Source organism: Pseudomonas sp. ITEM 17296 (assembly GCF_028895205.1).
Classification (GTDB): domain Bacteria; phylum Pseudomonadota; class Gammaproteobacteria; order Pseudomonadales; family Pseudomonadaceae; genus Aquipseudomonas; species Aquipseudomonas kermanshahensis.
Window position 1 is genome coordinate 36,570 of record NZ_WJRS01000020.1, and the last position, 19,336, is coordinate 55,905.

Sequence of the window (19,336 nt, forward strand, 5' to 3'; positions counted from 1 at the left end):
TGTACCGCCCGCTGATTACGCATAATGCCCCTTCGATCAGACGCGGAGGTGGCATGAGCAAGACAGTCCTGGTGTTGGTGGAAACCGTCGACGATTACCTGCCCCTGCTGGAACAGGCGGGTTATCGGCTGATCCGCGCACCGTCGCCGCAACTGCGTACCGAAGCCATCCAGCGCCACGCCCGCGAAATCGATGCCGTGCTCACCCGGGGCCCATTGGGCCTGACTGCCGCGGAAATCGAGGCGCTGCCCCACTTGCAGATCATCTGCGTGATCGGTGCCGGCTATGAGCAGGTCGACCTGGCCGCCGCCGCCGCGCGCGGTATCACGGTGACCAACGGTGCCGGGGCCAATGCCGCCGCGGTCGCCGACCATACCCTGGCAATGGTACTGGCGCTGCTGCGCGACATTCCCCGTGCCGATGCCAGTACCCGCCGTGGCGAGTGGAACCGTGTGATCAGCCCGTCGGTGAGCGGCAAGCGCCTGGGCATTCTCGGCTTGGGCGCGGTGGGGCTGGCGATCGCCAAGCGTGCCAGCCTCGGCTTCGACATGAGCATTAGCTACCACAGCCGCACGCCGCGCCCGGATGTGCCGTACACCTGGTACGACAGCCCGCTGCACCTGGCCGATGCCGTCGACATTCTGGTCGTGGCCACGCCAGGCGGCGCCGCTACCCATCACTTGGTCGATGCACCGGTGCTCAAAGCCCTCGGCGCCGAGGGCTACCTGGTCAACATCGCCCGTGCCAGCGTGGTGGACACCCAGGCCCTGGTGGCAGCGCTGGCGGGCCGCCAGCTTGCCGGTGCCGCCCTGGACGTGTTCGACGACGAGCCGGCAGTGCCCGATGCCCTCAAGGCGCTCGGCAATACGGTGCTGACGCCCCATGTGGCGGGCCAGTCGCCGGAGGCCGCGCGCGACACGGTGACGTTGGTAGTGCGCAATCTGCAGGCGTTCTTTGCCGGTGAGCCGGTGCTGACCCCGGTACGAAACTGACTCTTTTCACCCATGAGCCCGGCAGCGTCCCGGCCAACAAGGAGTGTGTGCATGCAACTCGAGATCTTCCAGGTCGATGCGTTTTCCGCTGAGCCTTTCGGTGGCAACCCGGCGGCAGTCATCCCGCTGGACAGTTGGCTGCCGGACGATGTGCTGCAACGCATCGCCGAAGAGAACAACCTGTCCGAAACCGCCTATTTCGTGCGTAACGGTGAGGCATACGACCTGCGTTGGTTCACCCCGACGGTCGAGGTCGACCTGTGCGGCCATGCCACCTTGGCCTCGGCTTATGTGTTGTTCGAGCAGTTGGGCGAGCAGGCGCCCGTGTTGCGGTTCAATACCCGCAGCGGCGAGTTGCGCGTCAGCCGTGGCGCCGACGGGCTGCTGGCGATGGACTTCCCGGCCAAGCAGCCGGAAGCGGTGCAGGCCCCAGCGGGCCTGTTGGAGGCGCTGGGCCTGAGCAGTGCGCGTGCGGTGTACCGCAGCGATGACTTGGTGGTGGTGATCGATGACGCGTCGTTGCTGGACCCGTTGAAACCCGATTTTGTGGCCCTGTCGGCCTTTGATGTGCGCGGGATCGCCGTGACTGCGGCGGGGCGTGGGTTTGATTTTGTCACCCGGTGGTTCGGCCCGCGGGTGGGCGTGAACGAGGACCCGGTAACGGGCTCGGCGCACACCTCGCTGGCGCCGTTGTGGGCCGAGCGGCTGGGCAAGAATGTGCTGAGCTGCGAGCAGGGTGGGGGGCGCAAGGGGCAGTTGCTGTGCGAGGTGCCGGGCAATGGGCGGGTGATCATTAGCGGGCGGGCGGCGTTGTATCTGCGGGGGCAGGTGTTTATCTGAGGGATGTTTTTGGTGCCTGAGGTGCATGCCTTGGGGTTTGCAGCGCCTGTGAGATCGAGCGCCGCCCGCGCGGCGCTTCGCGGGGCAAGCCCGCTCCCACATTTGTTTCGGGCCAATTATTCCTGTGACATGGGCGCGCGGCCCTTGGCGCCCGCCTCAATATCGAGTCGAACAAGCAAGGCGGTCGCGCGCAAATATCACAGGTCTCACTGGCCCGAAACAAATGTGGGAGCGGGCTTGCCCCGCGAAGCGCCGCGCGGGCGGCGCTCGATCTCCCAGGCGCTGCAAACCCCAAGGCATGCACCCGCAAACCCAACCCCCATCCCCCAAATCATTGCCTCCCCCCCGCACAACCAGTAGCCTGCGCCCAATTCAAACGAGGATCGCAGACGTGAGACGCGGTGTGATGTACGCCGGCATGGCCGGTGCGTTGTGGGGCATGGTGTTGATGGTCCCTGAGCTGCTGCCTGAGTTCAACCCGATGCTGCTGAGCAGCGTGCGCTATGTCATGGTCGGGGTCATCTCGCTGCTGCTGGCAATCCCCATGGCCCGCCAGCTGCGTCAGCTGACCCTGCACGACGCGTGGATGCTGCTGCGCCTGGCCGTCATCGGCAACCTGGTCTATTTCGTTTTCCTGGTGGCCGCCATCCAGCGTCTGGGCGTGGCGCCGGCTTCGCTGATTGTCGGCGTACTGCCCCTGACCATCACCCTGTACGGTCGCAACGACAGTGGCGCGGTACCGCTGGCGCGGCTGATTGGCCCATTGGCGCTGATCCTGGCGGGCATGCTGTGCATCAATCTGCAGACGTTCGCCTTCGCTCCCGGCGACATCGGCGACAAGCTCCTGGGCCTGTTCTACGCATTGGCCGCCCTGGCCTGCTGGACCTGGTACGCGGTACAGAACAGCCGTTACCTCAAACAATGCGGGCATTTCGACAGCCATCAGTGGTCGGTGCTGTGTGGGGTGATGACCGGGCTGGCCAGCCTGGTGATGGTTGCAGCCCTGGCCCTGTGGCAGCCGCAACAGTTGCAGGTGGACGCGCCGATGGGGCGCTGGTGGTTGTTCTGGGCGGCCAGCCTGGGCTGCGCGGTGCTGGGTTCGTGGTTGGCCATGGCGCTGTGGAACGCCGCCTCCAAGCGTCTGCCACTCACCCTGAGCGGCCAACTGATCGTCTTCGAGACCTTGTTCGCCCTGCTTTATGCTTTCCTTTGGCGGCAGACCGGGCCGAGCGTACTAGAGGCGGCAGCGATCATTCTGGTGATTGGCGGCGTGCTGTGGTCCATGCGCCAGCATGGAACGCCGCGAGAACTTGCCAAACCGGTGCATACCTGAGAAAAGGGCGGCTTTGATTTTTTCAGCGTTGGAGCATGCCCATGAGCAGCGAACTGCAGATCATCGACCTCGTCGAAGGCGACGGTAAAGCCGCCGTCAAAGGCGCCCTGATCACCACCCAGTACACCGGCTGGCTGGCCGACGGCAGCACGTTCGATTCATCCTGGTCGCGCGGCAAGCCCTTCCAGTGCGTGATCGGCACGGGGCGCGTGATCAAAGGGTGGGACCAGGGCCTGATGGGCATGCGCGTCGGCGGCAAACGCAAACTGCAGGTGCCGGCGCACCTGGGGTATGGCGAGCGCAGTGTGGGAGCGATACCGCCGAATTCGGATTTGACGTTTGAGATTGAGCTGCTGGAAGTGCTGACGCGGGATGATTGAATAATCCAGTCCTACGCCAGATAGGAAAAGGATTACACGCCTTGTCGGCCCCCGTCTGATTGAGCAGTCATTCAAGGATGGTTACTCTTCAACATGACTTGAGTGAAGAGGGCATGGCTATGAAATCGCATTTTTCCTCGCGAGTGGTGCGAGAGGCAAATGCCTTGTTGGTGGCGTCCGGCGCCCGAATGGAGATTTCGCTACCGCGCGAATTGGCAGGCGTCCTCACCTGTACCCAAAAATCTCGCTCGGAATTGAAAGCAGCATTCAACGCGGCGTATTCACGGTTGCGCAAGGAGTAACAGCCAGATGGCCGATGGCTGTTACAACCACATCTACTCGGTCCTTGTAGAGAATGAGCAAGATACGCTGGGTATCATTGCCTATTCGTTGTACAAGAGGCAGAAGATCGAATTCATCCAGGCCTTCAAGGTCAAGCATGACAGGGAACCCAAAGACGAAGACCTGGCGCCTTTCCACGATGTCAGCAATAGCCCCACCCAGCTTGAAAGCTATCGCAACCAGGCCAGCCAGCTTGCTCAGGGGTTTCTTGATGCTTCGATAGCCGCGCAGGCTGTAGAGCTCGAGCAGTATTATTCCGACAAAGCCAGCAGCGAAATCAGAAATACCAAACCAGGGTTTTGGCTGGGGGTGGCGCAGAGTCTCGTGGGGTCGGTCCTCTTCGTATTTTTGCTCGGCTTTCTTGTTTTCTTTACCTGGAGCCTGAATCAAGGCCCTAGGCAGGTAATCGAGCAGGTGTTTGGTGTAACCATTATCGTTCCAACCTCTGCGATCAACGCAGGCAACCTACCTTAGCCGCTGCTTGCGCGCGTATTGGCCTGATCAGGACATAATTCAGCAACACACATCCTCTAACGTTGGCCTTGCCTAGGGAACGGCAATCACGCTCAGGGAGGAACCAAACGGGTTGACGGCACTCTGACCCTCACTCGTTGCCAGGGATGGCACTCACTACAAGGACGCCCTGCGGCTGCGACGCAGGGCAACGTGGCGGGTCAACCCGATTTTCTCTGCCACAAGAGCCTGCCTTGATGAAGTTGCCAACCTTTCTCCGCCGTCGTCGCCACTTGCTGTTGAGCCTGGCGCTCACGGCTGTGGCCATACCGCTGGCGTTGGATGCTGTCGAAAGCCGTGCGCAGCCGGTCGATGGCACCCAGACCCTGGTCTTCCTGCGCCACGCCGAGAAACCGGGCGAGGGGCTCGGGCAACTGAACTGCCAAGGCCTCAACCGGGCATTGGACCTGGCTACGTTGCTGCCAGAACGTTTTGGCAATGCCGACTATGTGTTCGCCGCCAACCCGTCGCGGCATGTCGAGGAGGGCAGCAAGGACGAGAGCTACAGCTATATCCGCCCGCTGATGACCATCACCCCCAGCGCTATCCGCCTGGGCCTGCCGGTGAACATCGACTACGGTGCCAACGACACCGACGCGCTGGCCGAAGAGTTGCTGAGCGACAAATACCGCAACGCGACGGTCTACACCGCCTGGTCCCATGGTTACCTGCCAGAACTCATCAATACCGTGGCCGGCAAGGCCCTGGGTGAAGAGCGGGTGATCACCGAGGACTGGAACGGTGACGATTTCGACACCCTGTATGTGCTCACGCTGACCTGGCACGACGGCAAGGCCAGCCTGCTCAGCCGCAATGTGCGGCAGGGCCTCAATGACGGTGCCCATAGCTGTCCGAGCTGATGCGCTGCTACTGTTTGGGCAAGGAAGCCGAAACAGGGGCCATGCATGAAGCACGAGGTGACGGTCATTGGAGGGGGTGTCATTGGCCTGGCGACGGCCTATGCGCTGGTGCGCGAAGGGTTGTCGGTAGCCCTGATCGAGGCGCGGGACAGCCTGGCGTCTGCCACCAGTTTCTCCAATGGCGGGCAGTTGTCGTACCGCTATGTGGCGCCATTGGCCGATGCCGGTGTGCCGTGGCAGGCACTGGGCTGGATGCTGCAGGGGGATTCGCCGCTGCGTTTGCGGTTGCGATTCGACCCGGCGCAGTGGCGTTGGTTACTGGCGTTCATGATCGCCTGTCGCAGCCGTGTCAATGCTCGCAATGGCGCACAACTGTTGGCGTTGGCGCTGGAAAGCCAAGCCGCCCTGGCGCGCTGGCGCGAGGAGGATGGGTTGACGGATTTTGCCTGGCGACGTAACGGCAAGCTGGTCGCTTTTCGTAGTGAGCGGGCGTTCGCCCAAGGGCGCAGGCGCCTGCTCGATCCAATCAGCCAACGCGTGCTCGATGCCACCGAGCTCAAGGCCCTGGAGCCGGCCTTGGCCGAGGCGCCGTTCGTGGGGGCCGTGCTCACACCTGATGAGGAAGTCGCCGACTGTTACCGCTTCTGTGTACGCCTGGCCGAGCGCTTGCGTGCATCCGGGCAGTGCCAGTTTTTGCTCGGTAAGCCTGTGACTCAGCTGGTCACACATCACGATCGGGTGGTTGCGTTGCAATTGGGCAGCGAGCAGGTGGATGTGCAGCGCCTGGTGCTGTGCGCAGGTCATCGCAGTGCGGGGTTGGCGCTACCGGGTTTGAAGTTGCCGGTCTATCCGCTGAAGGGCTACAGCCTGACTGCGCCGATTGCCGCTGAGCATCGGGCGCCGGAGGTCAGTGTTACCGACTACGAGCGCAAGATCGTCTATGCGCGGCTGGACCGCCAACTGCGGGTTGCGGCGATGGTGGATATCGTCGGTTACGATGAAGCGGTGGATGCGCGCCGACTCGACAGCATGCGCCGGCTGGCGCTGGATACGCTGCCCAACGCCGCCGACTACGGGCAGGCGGTGGAATGGGCGGGGATGCGGCCAGCGACGCCTACCGGGGTGCCGATCATTGGGGCGACGGCGTATCGGAACCTGTGGCTGAACGTGGGGCATGGGGTACTGGGTTTTACGTTGGCCTGTGGCAGTGGGGAGCGGTTGGCCAGGATATTGCGCTGAATGTGCCGGCCTCTTCGCGGGTGAACCCGCTCCCACAGGGACCGCGCAGTGCCCGAAAGCAGCGCTGAGCCTGTGCGGCTTTAGCCGCGAAGAGGTCGGTAAGAACGAAGTAGCGTTAACGCCCGAAGCGCATCGGCCAGCCCACCACTTTCTTCACCCTCGGCGTGGCATAGGTCCGCACTTTGGACGTACTCAACCCCATCCGCACCAGCGACTCGGCAATGGTCACCGCCGCACTTACACCGTCCACCACCGGCACGCCGGTGCGTTGACGGATCTGCTCATCCAGCCCCGCCATACCACCACAACCCAGGCAAATCACCTCGGCCTTGTCGTCGCGCACTGCGCGCTCGGCCTGCTCGACGATGGCTTCCACGGCACGCTGCGGGTCGGCTTCCAGCTCGAGCACGGCCAGGCCACTGGCGCGCACCGACGCGCAGCGGTCGTACAGGCCGGAAAGCCGCAAGCGGTCTTCGATCAAGGGCACGGTGCGGTCCAGGGTGGTCACCACCGAGTAGGCGTGGCCCAGGTACATGGCCGTGCTGGCGGCGGCATCGGTAATGTCCACCACGGGCACGTTTAGCAGCTCTTGCAGGCCTTCGCGGCCGTGCTCGCCGTAGCCGGCCTGAATCACTGCATCGTAGGGCCCATCGTAGGCAAGCACCCGGTCCATCACCGCGATGGCCGCCAGGTAGCTTTCAAAGTTGCCTTCCACCGACTCGGCGCCAAACCACGGGGTGAGGCCGATGATTTCGGTACCTGGTGCTGCAACGGCGCGCGCCTGCTCGGCGATGGCCTCGGTGATGGCTTCGGTGGTGTTGACGTTGGCAATCAGAATACGCATGGCAGTTCTCCCTGATCAGTGGCTGCTGTGGTCAACGGCGATGCACTCACCGCTGACATCCAGGTAGTGGCGGTTGCGTGGCGCGATCAGCAGGTAAAGGGCCGCGGCGATGCCGGCACCGATCAGCCAGGAGAACGGCGCCACGCTATGGAAGTTGGGTACCAGGGCGAGCACGATGGCCAGCAGTGCGGCCGGCACGAAGGCGGCCACGGCGCGCAGGTTGATGCCCTTGGTGTAGTGATAGGCGCCGGCCGGGTCTTCGCTGTACAGTTGCGGCACGTTGATGCAGCCTTTGCGCAGCAACCAGTAGTCGGCCATGATCACCCCGTACAGCGGGCCGAGCAGGGCGCCCAGGCCCGACAGGAAGTACACGATCACCAGCGGGCTGTTGTACAGGTTCCAGGGCAGGATCAGCACGGCGAGGGTGGCGCTGATCAGCCCCGCGCGACGGAAGTTCAGGTGGCGTGGCGCCAGGTTGCTGAGCACGAAGGCTGGGGCGACGAAGTTGGCCATGATATTCACGGCCACCGTGACGATCAGGAAGGCCAGGCAACCCAGGACCAGGAAGGGGGTGTTGGGGATGCTGGCGACGATCTGCGTCGGGCTGTCGATGATCTGGCCGTTGATCTGGAACTGCGCGCCGCACAGCACCACGGTGATCATCGCGAACACCAGGATATTCACCGGCAAGCCCCAGAAGTTACCGACGCGGATGGTCTTGCGGCAGGGCGAAGAGCGGGCGAAGTCGCAAAAGTTGAGCACCAAGGTGCCGTAGATCGCCAACCACAGGGCACCGCCCGCGAAGATGTTGCGCCACATCTCGTAACCGGTCAGCGGCGCCGCCACCGACCAGGCGATTCGCGCGTCGGCCTTGAAGTACATGAACACCGCCAGGCTGGCGACGGTGAGCAGGATCACCGGGCCGGCGAAGGCCTCGTAGCGGCGCACCATCTCCATGCCGTAGGCGAGGATCACCAACTGCACCAGCCAGATCGCCACGAAGCAAACCCAGCCCAGGCTCGACAGGCCAAGGATGCTGTCCTGGTCGTGGACGGCCAGTTGCGGCCACACAGCGGTCAGCAGCACGCGCAGCACCACCGAGGCCAGGTAGGTTTGGATGCCGAACCAGGCAATGGCAATGACCGCGCGGATCAACGCCGGTATTTGCGCACCATGGATACCGAAGGCAATGCGGCTGATGACCGGAAACGGTACGCCGGTCTTTTGCCCCATGTAACCGGACAGGTTCATGAAGAAGTAGACCAGCGCCGCACCAATGGCCAGCGACACCAGTATCTGCCAGCCGCCCAGCCCGAGGGCGAACAGCCCCATGGCGAACGAGTAGTTGGCGATGTTGTGCACATCGTTGGTCCATAACGCAAAGATGCTGTAACCGCCCCAGCGCCGACCTTCGGCGCGTGTCGGGGCGAGGTCGCGGTTGTGCAGGCGCGGGCTCAGTTCAAGTGCTGGCGCAGGGCCGGCAAGTGTGGAGATGGGGTTGCTGCTGGCGACGGAAAGTTCAGGGGCAAGGTCGAGGCTTGTACGCATTCCGGCAGGCTCCTGATGCACGTGGACTGCGATGAGCGGGCAATGCGCACGGGCTCGCCATCTCGTCGGTGCAGCGTTGGCATCACTGGGTTCTGGGCGCGGCGGCCGACGGGTAGGGCGGCGTCGCGGGTTCTTGTGTATTTATGTTTTGCCTAACTTGTATACAAAACACGAACACACAAAAGCGAGTTCCATGCCAGCCGAAAAGCGACGTTCAAGTTGCCATTATTTTGAATTCGTCTTGTTTAACGCTAACTAAATGAAATTAAGGAAATAAAATTTGACCAACTAAACAGCTTTTATTTTTTGATCGTTATGTTAGTTGATCAATTGGTCAAAATTAGTGGCGTGAAGGGTGTAACGTATTGGGGCGCGGCTGAGAAAAGTGCACACAAAAATGGCACCTATGGTGACATTCATGTGTACAAAAAATAGTCAGCTTTTCCCTGTGCCGACCACTTCGAGGCAGGTTCAGCCCATCGGCGGCAGGCGTCGCTTCACCGGGCTCTTCTTGATGATCGCGGTGTTGGTTTCGGCCAGCACATTGATCCGGTCGAGCAGGGTGTCGAGCTGTTCCATCGAGCGCACATGCAAACGCGCAATGAAGCAGTCCTCGCCGGTCACCTTGTCGCATTCGGTGAACTCAGGGATCGCAATGATCTGCCGCTCCACTTCCTGCAACTGCCCCGGCAGCGGGCGGATACGCACGATCGCCTGCAACTGGTAACCGAAACTGCGCGGGTCGACATTCACGGTGTAGCCACGCAAGACGCCGCGCTCTTCCAGGCGGCGCAAACGCTCGCTGACGCTGGGGGCAGACAAGCCACTGATCTGCGCCAGGGCCTTGAGTGAGCGCCGCGAGTCTTCCATCAATGCGTTGATCAGCAGTTGGTCGATAGCATCGGTCATGCGTAACCTCATCAGGCTATTCGGGTGATTTGCCTTGATAGTAAAGGCAAGCTGGCGGATGCGCCTTTGATATCCGCTGGAAGGTCCCCCGTCACCCTTTGCATACTGTTGCCATTATCAACGGAGGTGTGAGATGGACAGTTCATTGCGCCGTGGCTCGCTGGAAATGGTCGCTGCCATGCTGATTTCCGGGACCATCGGCTGGTTCGTGCTGGTGTCGGGCCAGCCAGTACTCGACGTGGTGTTCTGGCGGTGCGTGTTCGGTACTGGCACGTTGCTGGTGATCTGCGCGGCCTTGGGCTTTCTCAAGCCGGGTGTGATCGGCCGCACGGCGTTTGTGCTGGCGATTGCCAGCGGTGTGGCCATCGTCGGCAACTGGGTGTTGCTGTTCGCCTCTTATTCACGCGCTTCGATCGCCATCGGCACCGCCGTTTACAACGTCCAACCGTTCATGCTGGTGGGGCTGGCGGCTGTGTTTCTGGGCGAGAAGATCACCTTGCCCAAGGTCACCTGGTTGAGCGTTGCCTTCCTGGGCATGCTGGCTATCGTCAGCGCCCACGGTGTGGGGCAGGGCAGTGGCGAGGATTACCTGCTGGGCATTGGCCTGGCGCTGGGCGCGGCGTTTTTGTATGCAATCGCTGCGTTGATCATCAAGCGCCTTAAAGGTACGCCACCGCACCTGATTGCATTGATCCAGGTTGCCACCGGCGTGCTGCTGCTAGCGCCGTGGGTCAAGCTGGGTGGGTTGCCGGGTGAGACTTCGGCGCTGGCCAGCCTGGTGACCCTCGGCATCGTTCATACCGGGGTGATGTATGTGTTGCTGTACAGCGCTATTCAGCGCTTGCCTACCGCACTGACTGGCGCGCTGTCGTTCGTTTACCCGATTGCGGCAATTCTTGTCGACTGGGTGGCCTTTGGGCACCGGCTGGCACCGTTGCAATGGCTGGGCGTGGCACTGATTCTGCTGGCAGCGGCGGGGATGCAGCAGGGATGGTGGTTTAGTTCTGCGCGGGTTGCAGCCAAACATTGAGGTGACCTTGCGGGCCTCTTCGCGGGTAACCCGCTCCCACAGGTATCGTGCTGTCCTTCGAAGCGGTGCAGTACGGGTGGGCGGGTTTACCCGCGAAGAGGCCCGCAAGGGTAGAATGCCGCTTTTTCCAGCTTGCGACCCGCCATGACTTCGCCGATCCAGACCCTTGAGCAACACCTGCTCGCCGCCCTCGACCCCGCCCCACAGGAAACCCGTCGCCTGTTCCACGGCCGTGGCCGCTGCTGGCCGGGCCTTGAGCAGGTGACGGTGGACTGGCTGCAAGGCGTGCTGTCGGTGGCGCTGTTCCGTGAGCCGCCTGAAGGCCAACTGGCGGAGCTGGAGGCCATGCTGCGTAACCTCGCCCAGCGCCCGCAATGGCATGGCCAGGCCATCCTCATCCAGCATCGCTACCTGCCGGACAGCCCCGGCCAATGGCTGTGGGGCGAGCCGTGCCAGCAGCGTGAGGTCGTCGAGGACGGCCTGACTTACCTGCTGGACCTGGGCGTACGGCAGAACAACGGCCTGTTCCTGGACATGCGCTATGGCCGACGCTGGGTACGCGAACAGGCAGCAGGCAAGCGGGTGCTCAACCTGTTTGCCTATACCTGCGGTTTCTCGGTAGCGGCCATTGCGGGTGGGGCGGAGCAGGTAGTGAACCTGGACATGGCCAAGTCGGCGTTGTCCCGCGGGCGAGACAACCACCGGCTCAATGGCCACGATGCGTCACGGGTGGCGTACCTGGGGCATGAGCTGTTCAAGTCCTGGGGCAAGGTGCGTAAGTACGGGCCCTATGACTTGATCATCATCGACCCGCCCACCTTTCAGAAGGGCAGCTTTGTGCTGACCCAGGATTACGCGAAGATTCTGCGGCGGTTGCCGGAGCTGCTGAGTGAGGGCGGGACCGTGCTGGCCTGTGTGAACGACCCGGGGATCGGGCCAGCGTTTTTGATCGAAGGCATGGCCGAGCAGGCGCCGGCGTTGGCTTTTGTCGAGCGGCTGGAGAACCCGCCGGAGTTTCCTGATGCGGATCCGGCTGGGGGCCTTAAAGCCTTGGTATTCCGGCAGGGTTGAGGCTTGCTATGCCGGCCCTTTCGCGGGCTTGCCCGCGAAAGGGCCAGTGAAGCCTGCATCACGCTGAAACTCCACGCATAGGCAGCGGATACACCTGGGCAAAGCTCACCTGCTCCGTCTGGTCCACCCGCTTCTTCAGCCGCTCGTTGAACGCGCGGCTCACCGCATACTGCCCACCGGAAATGGTGCGGAACTGCGCCGTCAGTACAAACCCGTTCAAGTCCATGCGGTCCACCCCGAATACCTGCAACGGCCCCTGCAGGTTGATGCGCAGCAGTGGGTCGTCGCTGATCGACTGCCCCACCTCATGGATCAGCGCCAGCGACTGGTCCACATCGCTGTCGTAGGTGAATTGCACCGAGAAAAACGCATAGGCGAACTGCCGCGACTGGTTGGTGACCGCCTTGATCTGGCCAAACGGCACCGAGTGCACGAACCCCTTGCCGTCGCGCAGGCGCAGGGTACGGATGGTCAGGCTTTCGACAGTGCCGGCGTGGCCAGAGTCGAGCACCACCCAGTCGCCGATCGAGATGGTGTCTTCGATCAGGATGAACAGCCCGGTGATCACGTCCTGCACCAGTTGCTGCGAGCCAAAGCCGATGGCCAGGCCGATCACCCCGGCACCGGCCAGCAGCGGCGCGACGTTGATGCCCAGGTTGGCCATGGTGGTGATGGTGCAGATGACGATCAGCACCACTTTGATGGCATTGCGCAGCATGGGCAGGATGGTCCGCACCCGCGTGCTCGGCTGGCGCGCGGTACGGCGCCCGGGCGCTGGTTTGAGCGCTTCCTGGATAGCGGTGTCGAGCACCACCCAGAGCAGCCAGGTGACCAGCAGGATCAGGCCGATGCTCGACAGCGAATTGCTGATGGCCTGGCCCAGGCGGTTGCTCAGGGCGAAGCCGATCACCGAGACGCCCCAGATACGCCCCAGCAGTTCGATGAAGGCCACCGCCATGGCAATGCGCAGCAGCGCGTGGGCCAGGCTGCGCAGCAGTTCCTTGTAAGGCCGTACCCGTTGCCCAGCATCGGCTTCGCGGGGCGCCAACAGGTGTTGCAGCAAAGTACTGAGAAACACCGTGGACACCAGCAGCACCGTGGTCAGCAAGGCTTTTTGCAGCGCCTTCTGGCTTTCTTCGCCAGCGCCGATCAGGTGAATGGCCGAGACCAGGATCATAAGCAGGATCGGCAAATACCACACCACCGAGAAGATGCGCAGGGTTTCCTGCACCGCCCGGTGTTGCAGGCGGTCCTTGAAGGCGCGGTTGCGGATCAGGTGTGCAACCGGGCGGCGCAGGCGAATCACCAGGCTGGCAAAGATGACCGTGGCAGTGAGCCCGGTGAGTACCGCGATGCTGGCGGTGATGTTGCCGCCTAGCTGGCGGGCGATCTGCGGGCTGGTCAGCGCATCGCTCCAGGCGGCCAGGAAGCCGATCAGGAACAGCGGGCGCGGTGCCAGGCGTTTGATCACTGCCACGGCCGAGCGTTTGTGGCCCGCATCGAACAAGGTGATCAGGCAGAGGATGATCGAGGTGGAGAACAGGCCGCTACTGGTGGCGTACGCCAGGCTCAGGCCCAGGGCGCGCGCGATCGACGGGTCGAGAAAGCGGCTGACATACAAGGTCAGCGGCAAGCTGGCCAAGGCGGGAAGCGTATAGGGCAGCAGGTAGCCGAGCAGGCTGCTGGCACGAGGGCGTTCGCGCAGCCATGCCGCGCGGGCGCTGCGCGTGGCGGCCCAGCGGCCAAGGGTGGTGAGCACTGCGAAGGCCGCGGCCCAAGTGAATGTCAGCAGGATGAAGTTACCTGCCAAGGTGAGCGAGTCACTGGCCGAATGGCGATCGACCAGGCGTTCCATTTCCTGGGCCGCACGGTCGGTGCGCAGGCGCCAGGCGTCGACCAGGTGGGCATCCAGGTCAAGCTCCTGGGCGGCACTGTCCAGGCCGTCGGCCAAGGCACCGAGCAGGCCGCCCTGAAGCACCGGTTCCGGTTCGGCGGGTTGCTCTTCGGTGGGGGCGGGGTCGGCCGCCAGCAGGTGGGTGCTCAGCAGGCAGCCGAGCAGCAGGGTGGTGAGGTAGCGCAGCACTGGAGTACTCCTTGGGCCGGGATGAGCGGGGTAGGGTTACTCCAGAGACTGAGCCGTTCAGCGTCGCGAAAGTTCGATGTGGGTGTGAATGGGCCAGCGATTGCCTTGCAGCGAGCCCGTCAGCCCATGGGTGAGCGTTTCCCAGCGCAGGTGAAACGCGCCCACTTGTGGGCGTTTTTTTGCCAGAAATGTTTGCGTCCCGGGCATGTTGACCCCTTTGCGCAGTGCGTAATGGTTGTAGGCAATTTCGAAGGTGCCGCTGATGTTCTCGCGGATAGGCGCCTTGCAGAGCGGCTGCGGGATGTTGCCATTCATCTGCGCGCTATGCAGTTCCAGCGCTGCGACAATGCGTTGCTGCTCTTTGCTATACAAATCGACGCCCTGCAGCCTGGCGGTTTCTGCGACGTTGATGATGGCTGCCAAGCCCATCGAAGTGTGGGCGAGGTCACGGCAGGTTTCTTGGCTAAGGCCCTTCACGTAGTGCTTGGGAAAGTGCCAGTGCGCCTTGATCCGGTCGTCATCGAGCCTGCACCACGGTGCATTGGGCGGCCTGTTATCGTCTTGCTCGTCATAAATATAAGCAGGTACGAGTTGATGCCAACGCCTGATGGCTTCGTCGAATAACCCGCGGTCATCCGTGACGATACCGATATTGGCCATTGCCTCAATCGCGGTGGCATGCCAGTTCTTGTTATGGCACAGCGAGCCAGAGATGAACATCTGCTTGATAGTGGGGAGGTGCTGCTCTGTGAGCATTTTCTTAACCTTCGCCCGTTCATCCGGCAACCAACCGGTGTAGCCTTCATCGACGATTTCAAGGCCCCGGCTAAAGAGTGCGGCGGTCCAGGCAGCTTGCAATGGACCATTACTCGCCTGATGTCCGCCCGTCAGCGTCGTTGCCCACGCCAGCAGAACGCTTCTAACGTTCGCGGCATATTGAGCATTACCGGTATACGACCACAGCAACGCCTGTGTGTATGTCGCCGCTGCGTCATCCATTTCTTCAAAGCAGCCAACGCGCGGATTAGTGGAGCCCGAGCCGCATTCAACCGTGGCGAAGGGGGTGGCCTTGTAGTCCTCAGCGGCCCATTTACTGTCCTTTGCTTGCGCAAAGGCATCCTTCCAAGGCTGCGTGTCTAATCGGGCTTTGACGAAATTCAAAAGTGCGGTGTCAACCAGGATGCCAGGGTGGTTCAGTGGCAGACCGACAGTCGGCGAAAGGCGTTGGGAGTCTGCAGAAATGGCTGTACTGAGGCCTGCAAGGGTGAGGGCGGAGATTAAAAGGAATTTACGCATGGTTAGTGCCTCATTGAGTCATGAGGCCCATGCTGCCAAGTTTCTGAAGTACGGCTACTGACAGAACTATCAGTAGCCGTACGGCGAGGACTGTGTTTGTAAGTTACTGCCCGCTGTAGATCTGGTCGAACACACCACCGTCGTTGAAGTGGGTCTTCTGCACGGTACGCCAGTCACCAAAGGTTTTTTCCACCGACAGGAAGTCCACTTTCGGGAAGCGGTCGGTGTACTTGGCCAACACCGCCGGATCACGTGGGCGCAGGTAGTTGTTCGCGGCGATTTCTTGTGCCGCTGGCGACCACAGGTACTTCAGGTATTCCTCGGCCACGGCCTGGGTACCTTTTTTCGCCACCACCTTGTCAACCACGCTTACCGGTGGCTCAGCTTCGGCGGACACACTTGGGTAGACCACTTCGAACTGGTCGCGGCCGAATTCGCGGGCGATCATTTCGGCTTCGTTTTCGAAGGTCACCAGCACGTCGCCGATTTGGTTGGTCATGAAGGTGGTGGTCGCGGCGCGGCCACCGGTATCCAGCACTGGCGCCTGTTTGAACAGCTTGCCGACGAAGTCGCGGGCCTTGGTCTCGTCACCGCCTTGCTTGAGCACATAGCCCCACGCCGAGAGGTAGGTGTAACGGCCGTTACCCGAGGTTTTCGGGTTGGGCACGATTACTTGCACGCCATCCTTGAGCAGGTCGGGCCAGTCTTTCAGTGCCTTGGGGTTGCCTTTGCGCACGATGAACACGGTGGCCGAGGTGAACGGCGCGCTGTTGTTCGGCAGGCGGGTGACCCAGTTGTCCGGCACCAGCTTGCCGTTGTCGACCAGGGCGTTGATGTCGGTGGCCATGTTCATGGTGATGACATCGGCCGGCAGGCCGTCGATCACCGCGCGCGCTTGCTTGCTTGAGCCGCCGAAGGACATCTGCACATTGACCTTCTCGTTGTGCTCGGCTTCCCAGTGTTTCTGGAAGGCCGGGTTGTAGTCCTTGTAGAAGTCGCGCATCACGTCGTAGGAGACGTTGAGCAGGGTCGGGGCGGCCTGGGCGAGGTTGCCGAGGGCCAGGCCTGCGGCGAGCAGCGAGGCGGTGAAGAGTTTTTTCACGTTGCTTCCTTGTTCTTGAAGGTTATTGGGGCAGATTGCCAGCGACTATAGCGGCTGGGTTTGTGCGGGTTAAAGAACAAAAACGACTTTGGTTATGCTTCTGCCTGTGCCGGCCCTTTCGCGGGTAAACCCGCTCCCACAGGATCACCACAGGCCTGAGCAGTGCGCGTTCCCTGTGGGAGCGGGTTTACCCGCGAAAGGGCCGGCGCAGGCAGCATCACTGCTTGGGAAATAGCCCATTGCCGCAGCGCGAACAGAAGGACGCATCGTGTTCGTGGCTGCTCTTGCGGCAGGTTGGGCAGTCATGCTGCAACTGCTCCCCACGCATGGCATTGGCCAATTCTGCGGTAAAGATGCCGGTAGGCACGGCGATGATCGAGTAACCGGTGATCATCACCAGCGACGACAGCACCTGCCCCAGCGGCGTCTTCGGCACGATGTCGCCAAAGCCCACCGTGGTCAGGGTGACAATGGCCCAATAGATGCCTTTGGGAATGCTGGTAAAGCCGTGCTCCGGCCCTTCGATCACGTACATCAAGGTGCCGAACACCGTCACCAGGGTCGAGACAGTGACCAGGAACACGATGATCTTCTGCTTGCTGCCCCGCAGCGCGGCCATCAGGTAGTTGGCCTGCTTGAGGTACTGGCCAAGCTTGAGCACGCGGAAGATCCGCAGCATGCGGATGACCCGGATGATCAGCAGGTATTGCGCGTCGCTGTAATAGAGGGCGATGACCCCGGGGACGATCGCCAGCAGGTCGACCAGGCCGTAGAAGCTGAAGGCGTACCGCAGGGGCTTGGGCGAGCAGTACAGGCGCGTGAGGTATTCGGCCAGGAAGATCGAGGTGAAGCCCCATTCGATGGCAGCGAGCAGGCCGGCGTAGCCTTGGTGTATTTCGTCGATGCTGTCGAGGATCACCGTGACCAGGCTGGCGAGGATGATCAGCAGAAGGGTCTTGTCGAAGCGGCGCCCGGCGACGGTGTCGGTCTGGAAGACGATGACGTAGAGCCGTTCGCGCCAGCTTTGCGGGGTGTGCATGGGGAGGTGATTCCTTGGGTCAAGGCTACAGCCTAGAAGCCTCGCGGATAGTTGTGCAACTGCCGCACACGGAAAAGGCAACCTGATATTTCTGCTAGTTGAGGCGCGGTAGGCGTTAGCGTGAAACTTGATGCTGTTAAATGACCCTGGAAGCACACCCATGCGCAGTCGTAGATTGATCACGCCTAGCCGTGCGCTGATGCACGGAATGGCCTACACACCTTACGGGTATAGAGCGGGCGATGAGGCGGCGGTGCTACTTGGCTTCAATGGGCAGTGGCGCGACCGAGTGACTGGTGGGTATCTGTTGGGCAACGGGCATAGGTTGTATAGCTCGGCCATCATGCGGTTCCTGAGCTCCGACAGCCTGAGCCCATTTGGTGCGGGCGGTATCAGTTGCTACGCGTACTGTTTTGGCGATCCCATTAATTTCCACGATTCTTCAGGCCGTGCTCCGACGGGCCTTAGCAAACTGTTGGTTGAGCTCGATCTGCCGAAGCCGAAGTTGCGGGACTATCTTAAACCGCTGGGTCGACTCAACGCATTCAAGCAGAAGCTGCAGGTATATCGACTGAAGGACGGTAAATTTGAAACATTCGAGTTCATGGGGGGAGGGAAGAAGATCACTGGGAGACGAGGCAAAGATGGTTCGGCCATGGAGGCCTACGTCAATTCCGAATCTTTTTATCGGTCTGGCGACTTGTATATTCCAAAGTCGACCGTTCCCCAAGAAGCAGAAGTGGGACTCTTGAAAACTGGTTTTGAATTAATCAAGTTCGACACGCACACCTTCGCCGATATTATGCTCCCAGGAGGAGCGAGCGCTCAAACCGGGGGAAGTGGCGATCGCGTCCGGCTTGGCCGTGATAACGACTACGCGAATGATCCGGTCGCTGCAGTGGCACACACCAGAACTAAGTGATCCTCAGCTGCGTCGTGTTAGGCCTTGCTGCGCTCCATGTCGCCTCAACTGAGCCAGGACTGCGCCAAGGATCCAGCAGGCGATGACGAAAGGGGCTGTCAGCAGCGGCAGATTCAGACTGGAGGCAATGCTTTGAACAGCGATTGCCATCACGATCGCCAACACTGTCACCCACGGACGCTCTCCTTGCCTGCTGAACGCCAGTGCCGCCAATGCAGCGTTGAAACCGTAAAGGCCCATCCATGCAGCCTGCGCTTGATCGGCCAGCAACGCCACGCCTGCGCCGATGGCAGAGCCAATCACTGCCCAGGTTGCTGCGTAGGGGTTGGCAAGGTACATCCCGATTACGATCAGCAGGCCAGCCATTGGCTTGTCGAGCAAGAACACCTGGCCCACACCACGCAGCAGCGCATACAGCGGGTCGGCTTCGACATAGGGTACGGTCGCGGGCTCGGCCAGCAACAGGGTGCCCCATCCCAGCAACACAAACGGCGCCGTATAAGCGATCAGCAACTTGCCACCGCGCTTGCGCCATTGGTGGGTGATGATGCTCGATAGCCCACCGGCTGCGAGGATCAGCGGCGGCATGATCGCTGACCACGGCAGTACCGCACTGATCAGGATGCCGATCAGCACGCCGTTGTAACAGTACAACCCGGCCTGGCGGTCGGCGCGGTCGTAGCCGCGGCGCTGGGCGGTGAGCAGGCCTGCAAGGGCGCCGAGCAGGGCGCCGCCGACCAGGTTGGGGGCGGTCAGCAGGATGGCCAGCAGGCAGCACAGGCCGCACAGGGGGTTGCGCAGCAGCAGCACCTGGCTGAAGCCGTTGAGCAGCGCCGTGGCCCAGTCGGGGCACGGGTTGACGAAATTTTTGGTGTACATGGGCAGTCGGTAAGGTTGATTGAAAAGCGGTGGGCCTCTTTGGGCCTCGGTTTTCCGCAGGGTTTTTGACGCTGAGCAAGGGGAGGGCTTTGCCCTCCATCGCCGGCAAGCCAG

At 61.8% G+C, this 19,336-nt stretch carries 18 protein-coding genes; 10 read left to right on the forward strand and 8 right to left on the reverse strand.

The genetic code is table 11. The annotated features are described in order from the left end of the window. Positions 1-53 precede the first annotated feature (53 nt). The 7 genes from GIB19_RS20155 to GIB19_RS20185 all read left to right on the forward strand — a co-directional run bounded on the left by GIB19_RS20155 (position 54) and on the right by GIB19_RS20185 (position 6,499). Positions 54-992 carry a 2-hydroxyacid dehydrogenase gene (locus GIB19_RS20155; RefSeq protein WP_274887792.1) on the forward strand — a complete coding sequence of 313 codons (939 nt, stop codon included), beginning with the start codon at positions 54-56 and terminating at the stop codon, positions 990-992. Between the two features lie 51 nt (positions 993-1,043). Next, positions 1,044-1,832, forward strand: coding sequence for a PhzF family phenazine biosynthesis protein (locus tag GIB19_RS20160; protein WP_274887793.1), 789 nt, complete (start codon positions 1,044-1,046; stop codon positions 1,830-1,832). A gap of 391 nt (positions 1,833-2,223) precedes the next feature. Beyond that, positions 2,224-3,165 (forward strand): DMT family transporter, encoded by a 942-nt coding sequence (locus GIB19_RS20165; protein WP_099428662.1) that lies wholly within the window; start codon positions 2,224-2,226, stop codon positions 3,163-3,165. A gap of 41 nt (positions 3,166-3,206) precedes the next feature. After that, a complete protein-coding gene (locus tag GIB19_RS20170; RefSeq protein WP_027592986.1) occupies positions 3,207-3,545 on the forward strand; it encodes an FKBP-type peptidyl-prolyl cis-trans isomerase in 339 nt (112 codons plus the stop codon). Between the two features lie 309 nt (positions 3,546-3,854). Beyond that, positions 3,855-4,361 (forward strand): hypothetical protein, encoded by a 507-nt coding sequence (locus GIB19_RS20175; RefSeq protein ID WP_099428663.1) that lies wholly within the window; start codon positions 3,855-3,857, stop codon positions 4,359-4,361. 236 nt (positions 4,362-4,597) lie between these two features. After that, positions 4,598-5,260 (forward strand): hypothetical protein, encoded by a 663-nt coding sequence (locus GIB19_RS20180; protein ID WP_027592985.1) that lies wholly within the window; start codon positions 4,598-4,600, stop codon positions 5,258-5,260. Between the two features lie 45 nt (positions 5,261-5,305). Further along, positions 5,306-6,499, forward strand: a complete 1,194-nt coding sequence (locus GIB19_RS20185; RefSeq protein WP_274887794.1) for a D-amino acid dehydrogenase — start codon at positions 5,306-5,308, stop codon at positions 6,497-6,499. A 115-nt stretch (positions 6,500-6,614) separates the two neighbouring features. Here the strand turns inward: GIB19_RS20185 and GIB19_RS20190 are convergent, their stop codons facing one another. The 3 genes from GIB19_RS20190 to GIB19_RS20200 form a co-directional block, all read right to left on the reverse strand. Further along, entirely contained in the window at positions 6,615-7,343 is a 729-nt protein-coding gene (locus tag GIB19_RS20190) for an aspartate/glutamate racemase family protein (protein ID WP_027592983.1), read from the reverse strand. A gap of 15 nt (positions 7,344-7,358) precedes the next feature. Further along, complete coding sequence (locus GIB19_RS20195; protein WP_085272517.1) at positions 7,359-8,891, reverse strand: NCS1 family nucleobase:cation symporter-1; 1,533 nt, start codon at positions 8,889-8,891, stop codon at positions 7,359-7,361. A 471-nt stretch (positions 8,892-9,362) separates the two neighbouring features. Next, complete coding sequence (locus GIB19_RS20200; RefSeq protein WP_274887795.1) at positions 9,363-9,800, reverse strand: Lrp/AsnC family transcriptional regulator; 438 nt, start codon at positions 9,798-9,800, stop codon at positions 9,363-9,365. A gap of 133 nt (positions 9,801-9,933) precedes the next feature. Here GIB19_RS20200 and GIB19_RS20205 point away from each other — a divergent pair, with 133 nt between their 5' ends. Next, positions 9,934-10,830, forward strand: coding sequence for a DMT family transporter (locus GIB19_RS20205; RefSeq protein ID WP_274887796.1), 897 nt, complete (start codon positions 9,934-9,936; stop codon positions 10,828-10,830). 144 nt (positions 10,831-10,974) lie between these two features. Continuing rightward, a complete protein-coding gene (locus tag GIB19_RS20210) occupies positions 10,975-11,901 on the forward strand; it encodes a class I SAM-dependent methyltransferase (protein WP_274887797.1) in 927 nt (308 codons plus the stop codon). A gap of 58 nt (positions 11,902-11,959) precedes the next feature. Here GIB19_RS20210 and GIB19_RS20215 read toward each other — a convergent pair whose 3' ends face one another. From GIB19_RS20215 to GIB19_RS20230, 4 genes are all read right to left on the reverse strand, one after another. Continuing rightward, on the reverse strand, positions 11,960-13,984 hold the full coding sequence (locus tag GIB19_RS20215; protein WP_274887798.1) for a mechanosensitive ion channel family protein: 2,025 nt from the start codon (positions 13,982-13,984) through the stop codon (positions 11,960-11,962). Between the two features lie 57 nt (positions 13,985-14,041). Then, complete coding sequence (locus tag GIB19_RS20220) at positions 14,042-15,280, reverse strand: alginate lyase family protein (protein WP_274887799.1); 1,239 nt, start codon at positions 15,278-15,280, stop codon at positions 14,042-14,044. Between the two features lie 103 nt (positions 15,281-15,383). After that, positions 15,384-16,382, reverse strand: coding sequence for a sulfate ABC transporter substrate-binding protein (locus tag GIB19_RS20225; RefSeq protein ID WP_085272522.1), 999 nt, complete (start codon positions 16,380-16,382; stop codon positions 15,384-15,386). A gap of 217 nt (positions 16,383-16,599) precedes the next feature. Further along, positions 16,600-17,421: an ion transporter gene (locus GIB19_RS20230; protein ID WP_274887801.1), complete on the reverse strand. Its 822-nt coding sequence runs from the start codon at positions 17,419-17,421 to the stop codon at positions 16,600-16,602. A 160-nt stretch (positions 17,422-17,581) separates the two neighbouring features. Between GIB19_RS20230 and GIB19_RS20235 the strand changes: the two genes are divergently transcribed. Next, positions 17,582-18,343, forward strand: a complete 762-nt coding sequence (locus GIB19_RS20235) for an RHS repeat-associated core domain-containing protein (RefSeq protein ID WP_274887802.1) — start codon at positions 17,582-17,584, stop codon at positions 18,341-18,343. A 3-nt stretch (positions 18,344-18,346) separates the two neighbouring features. On the opposite strand, the gene GIB19_RS20240 is transcribed toward GIB19_RS20235, so the two are convergent. Then, positions 18,347-19,222 (reverse strand): urea transporter, encoded by an 876-nt coding sequence (locus GIB19_RS20240; protein ID WP_099428672.1) that lies wholly within the window; start codon positions 19,220-19,222, stop codon positions 18,347-18,349. Between the last annotated feature and the right edge of the window lie 114 nt (positions 19,223-19,336).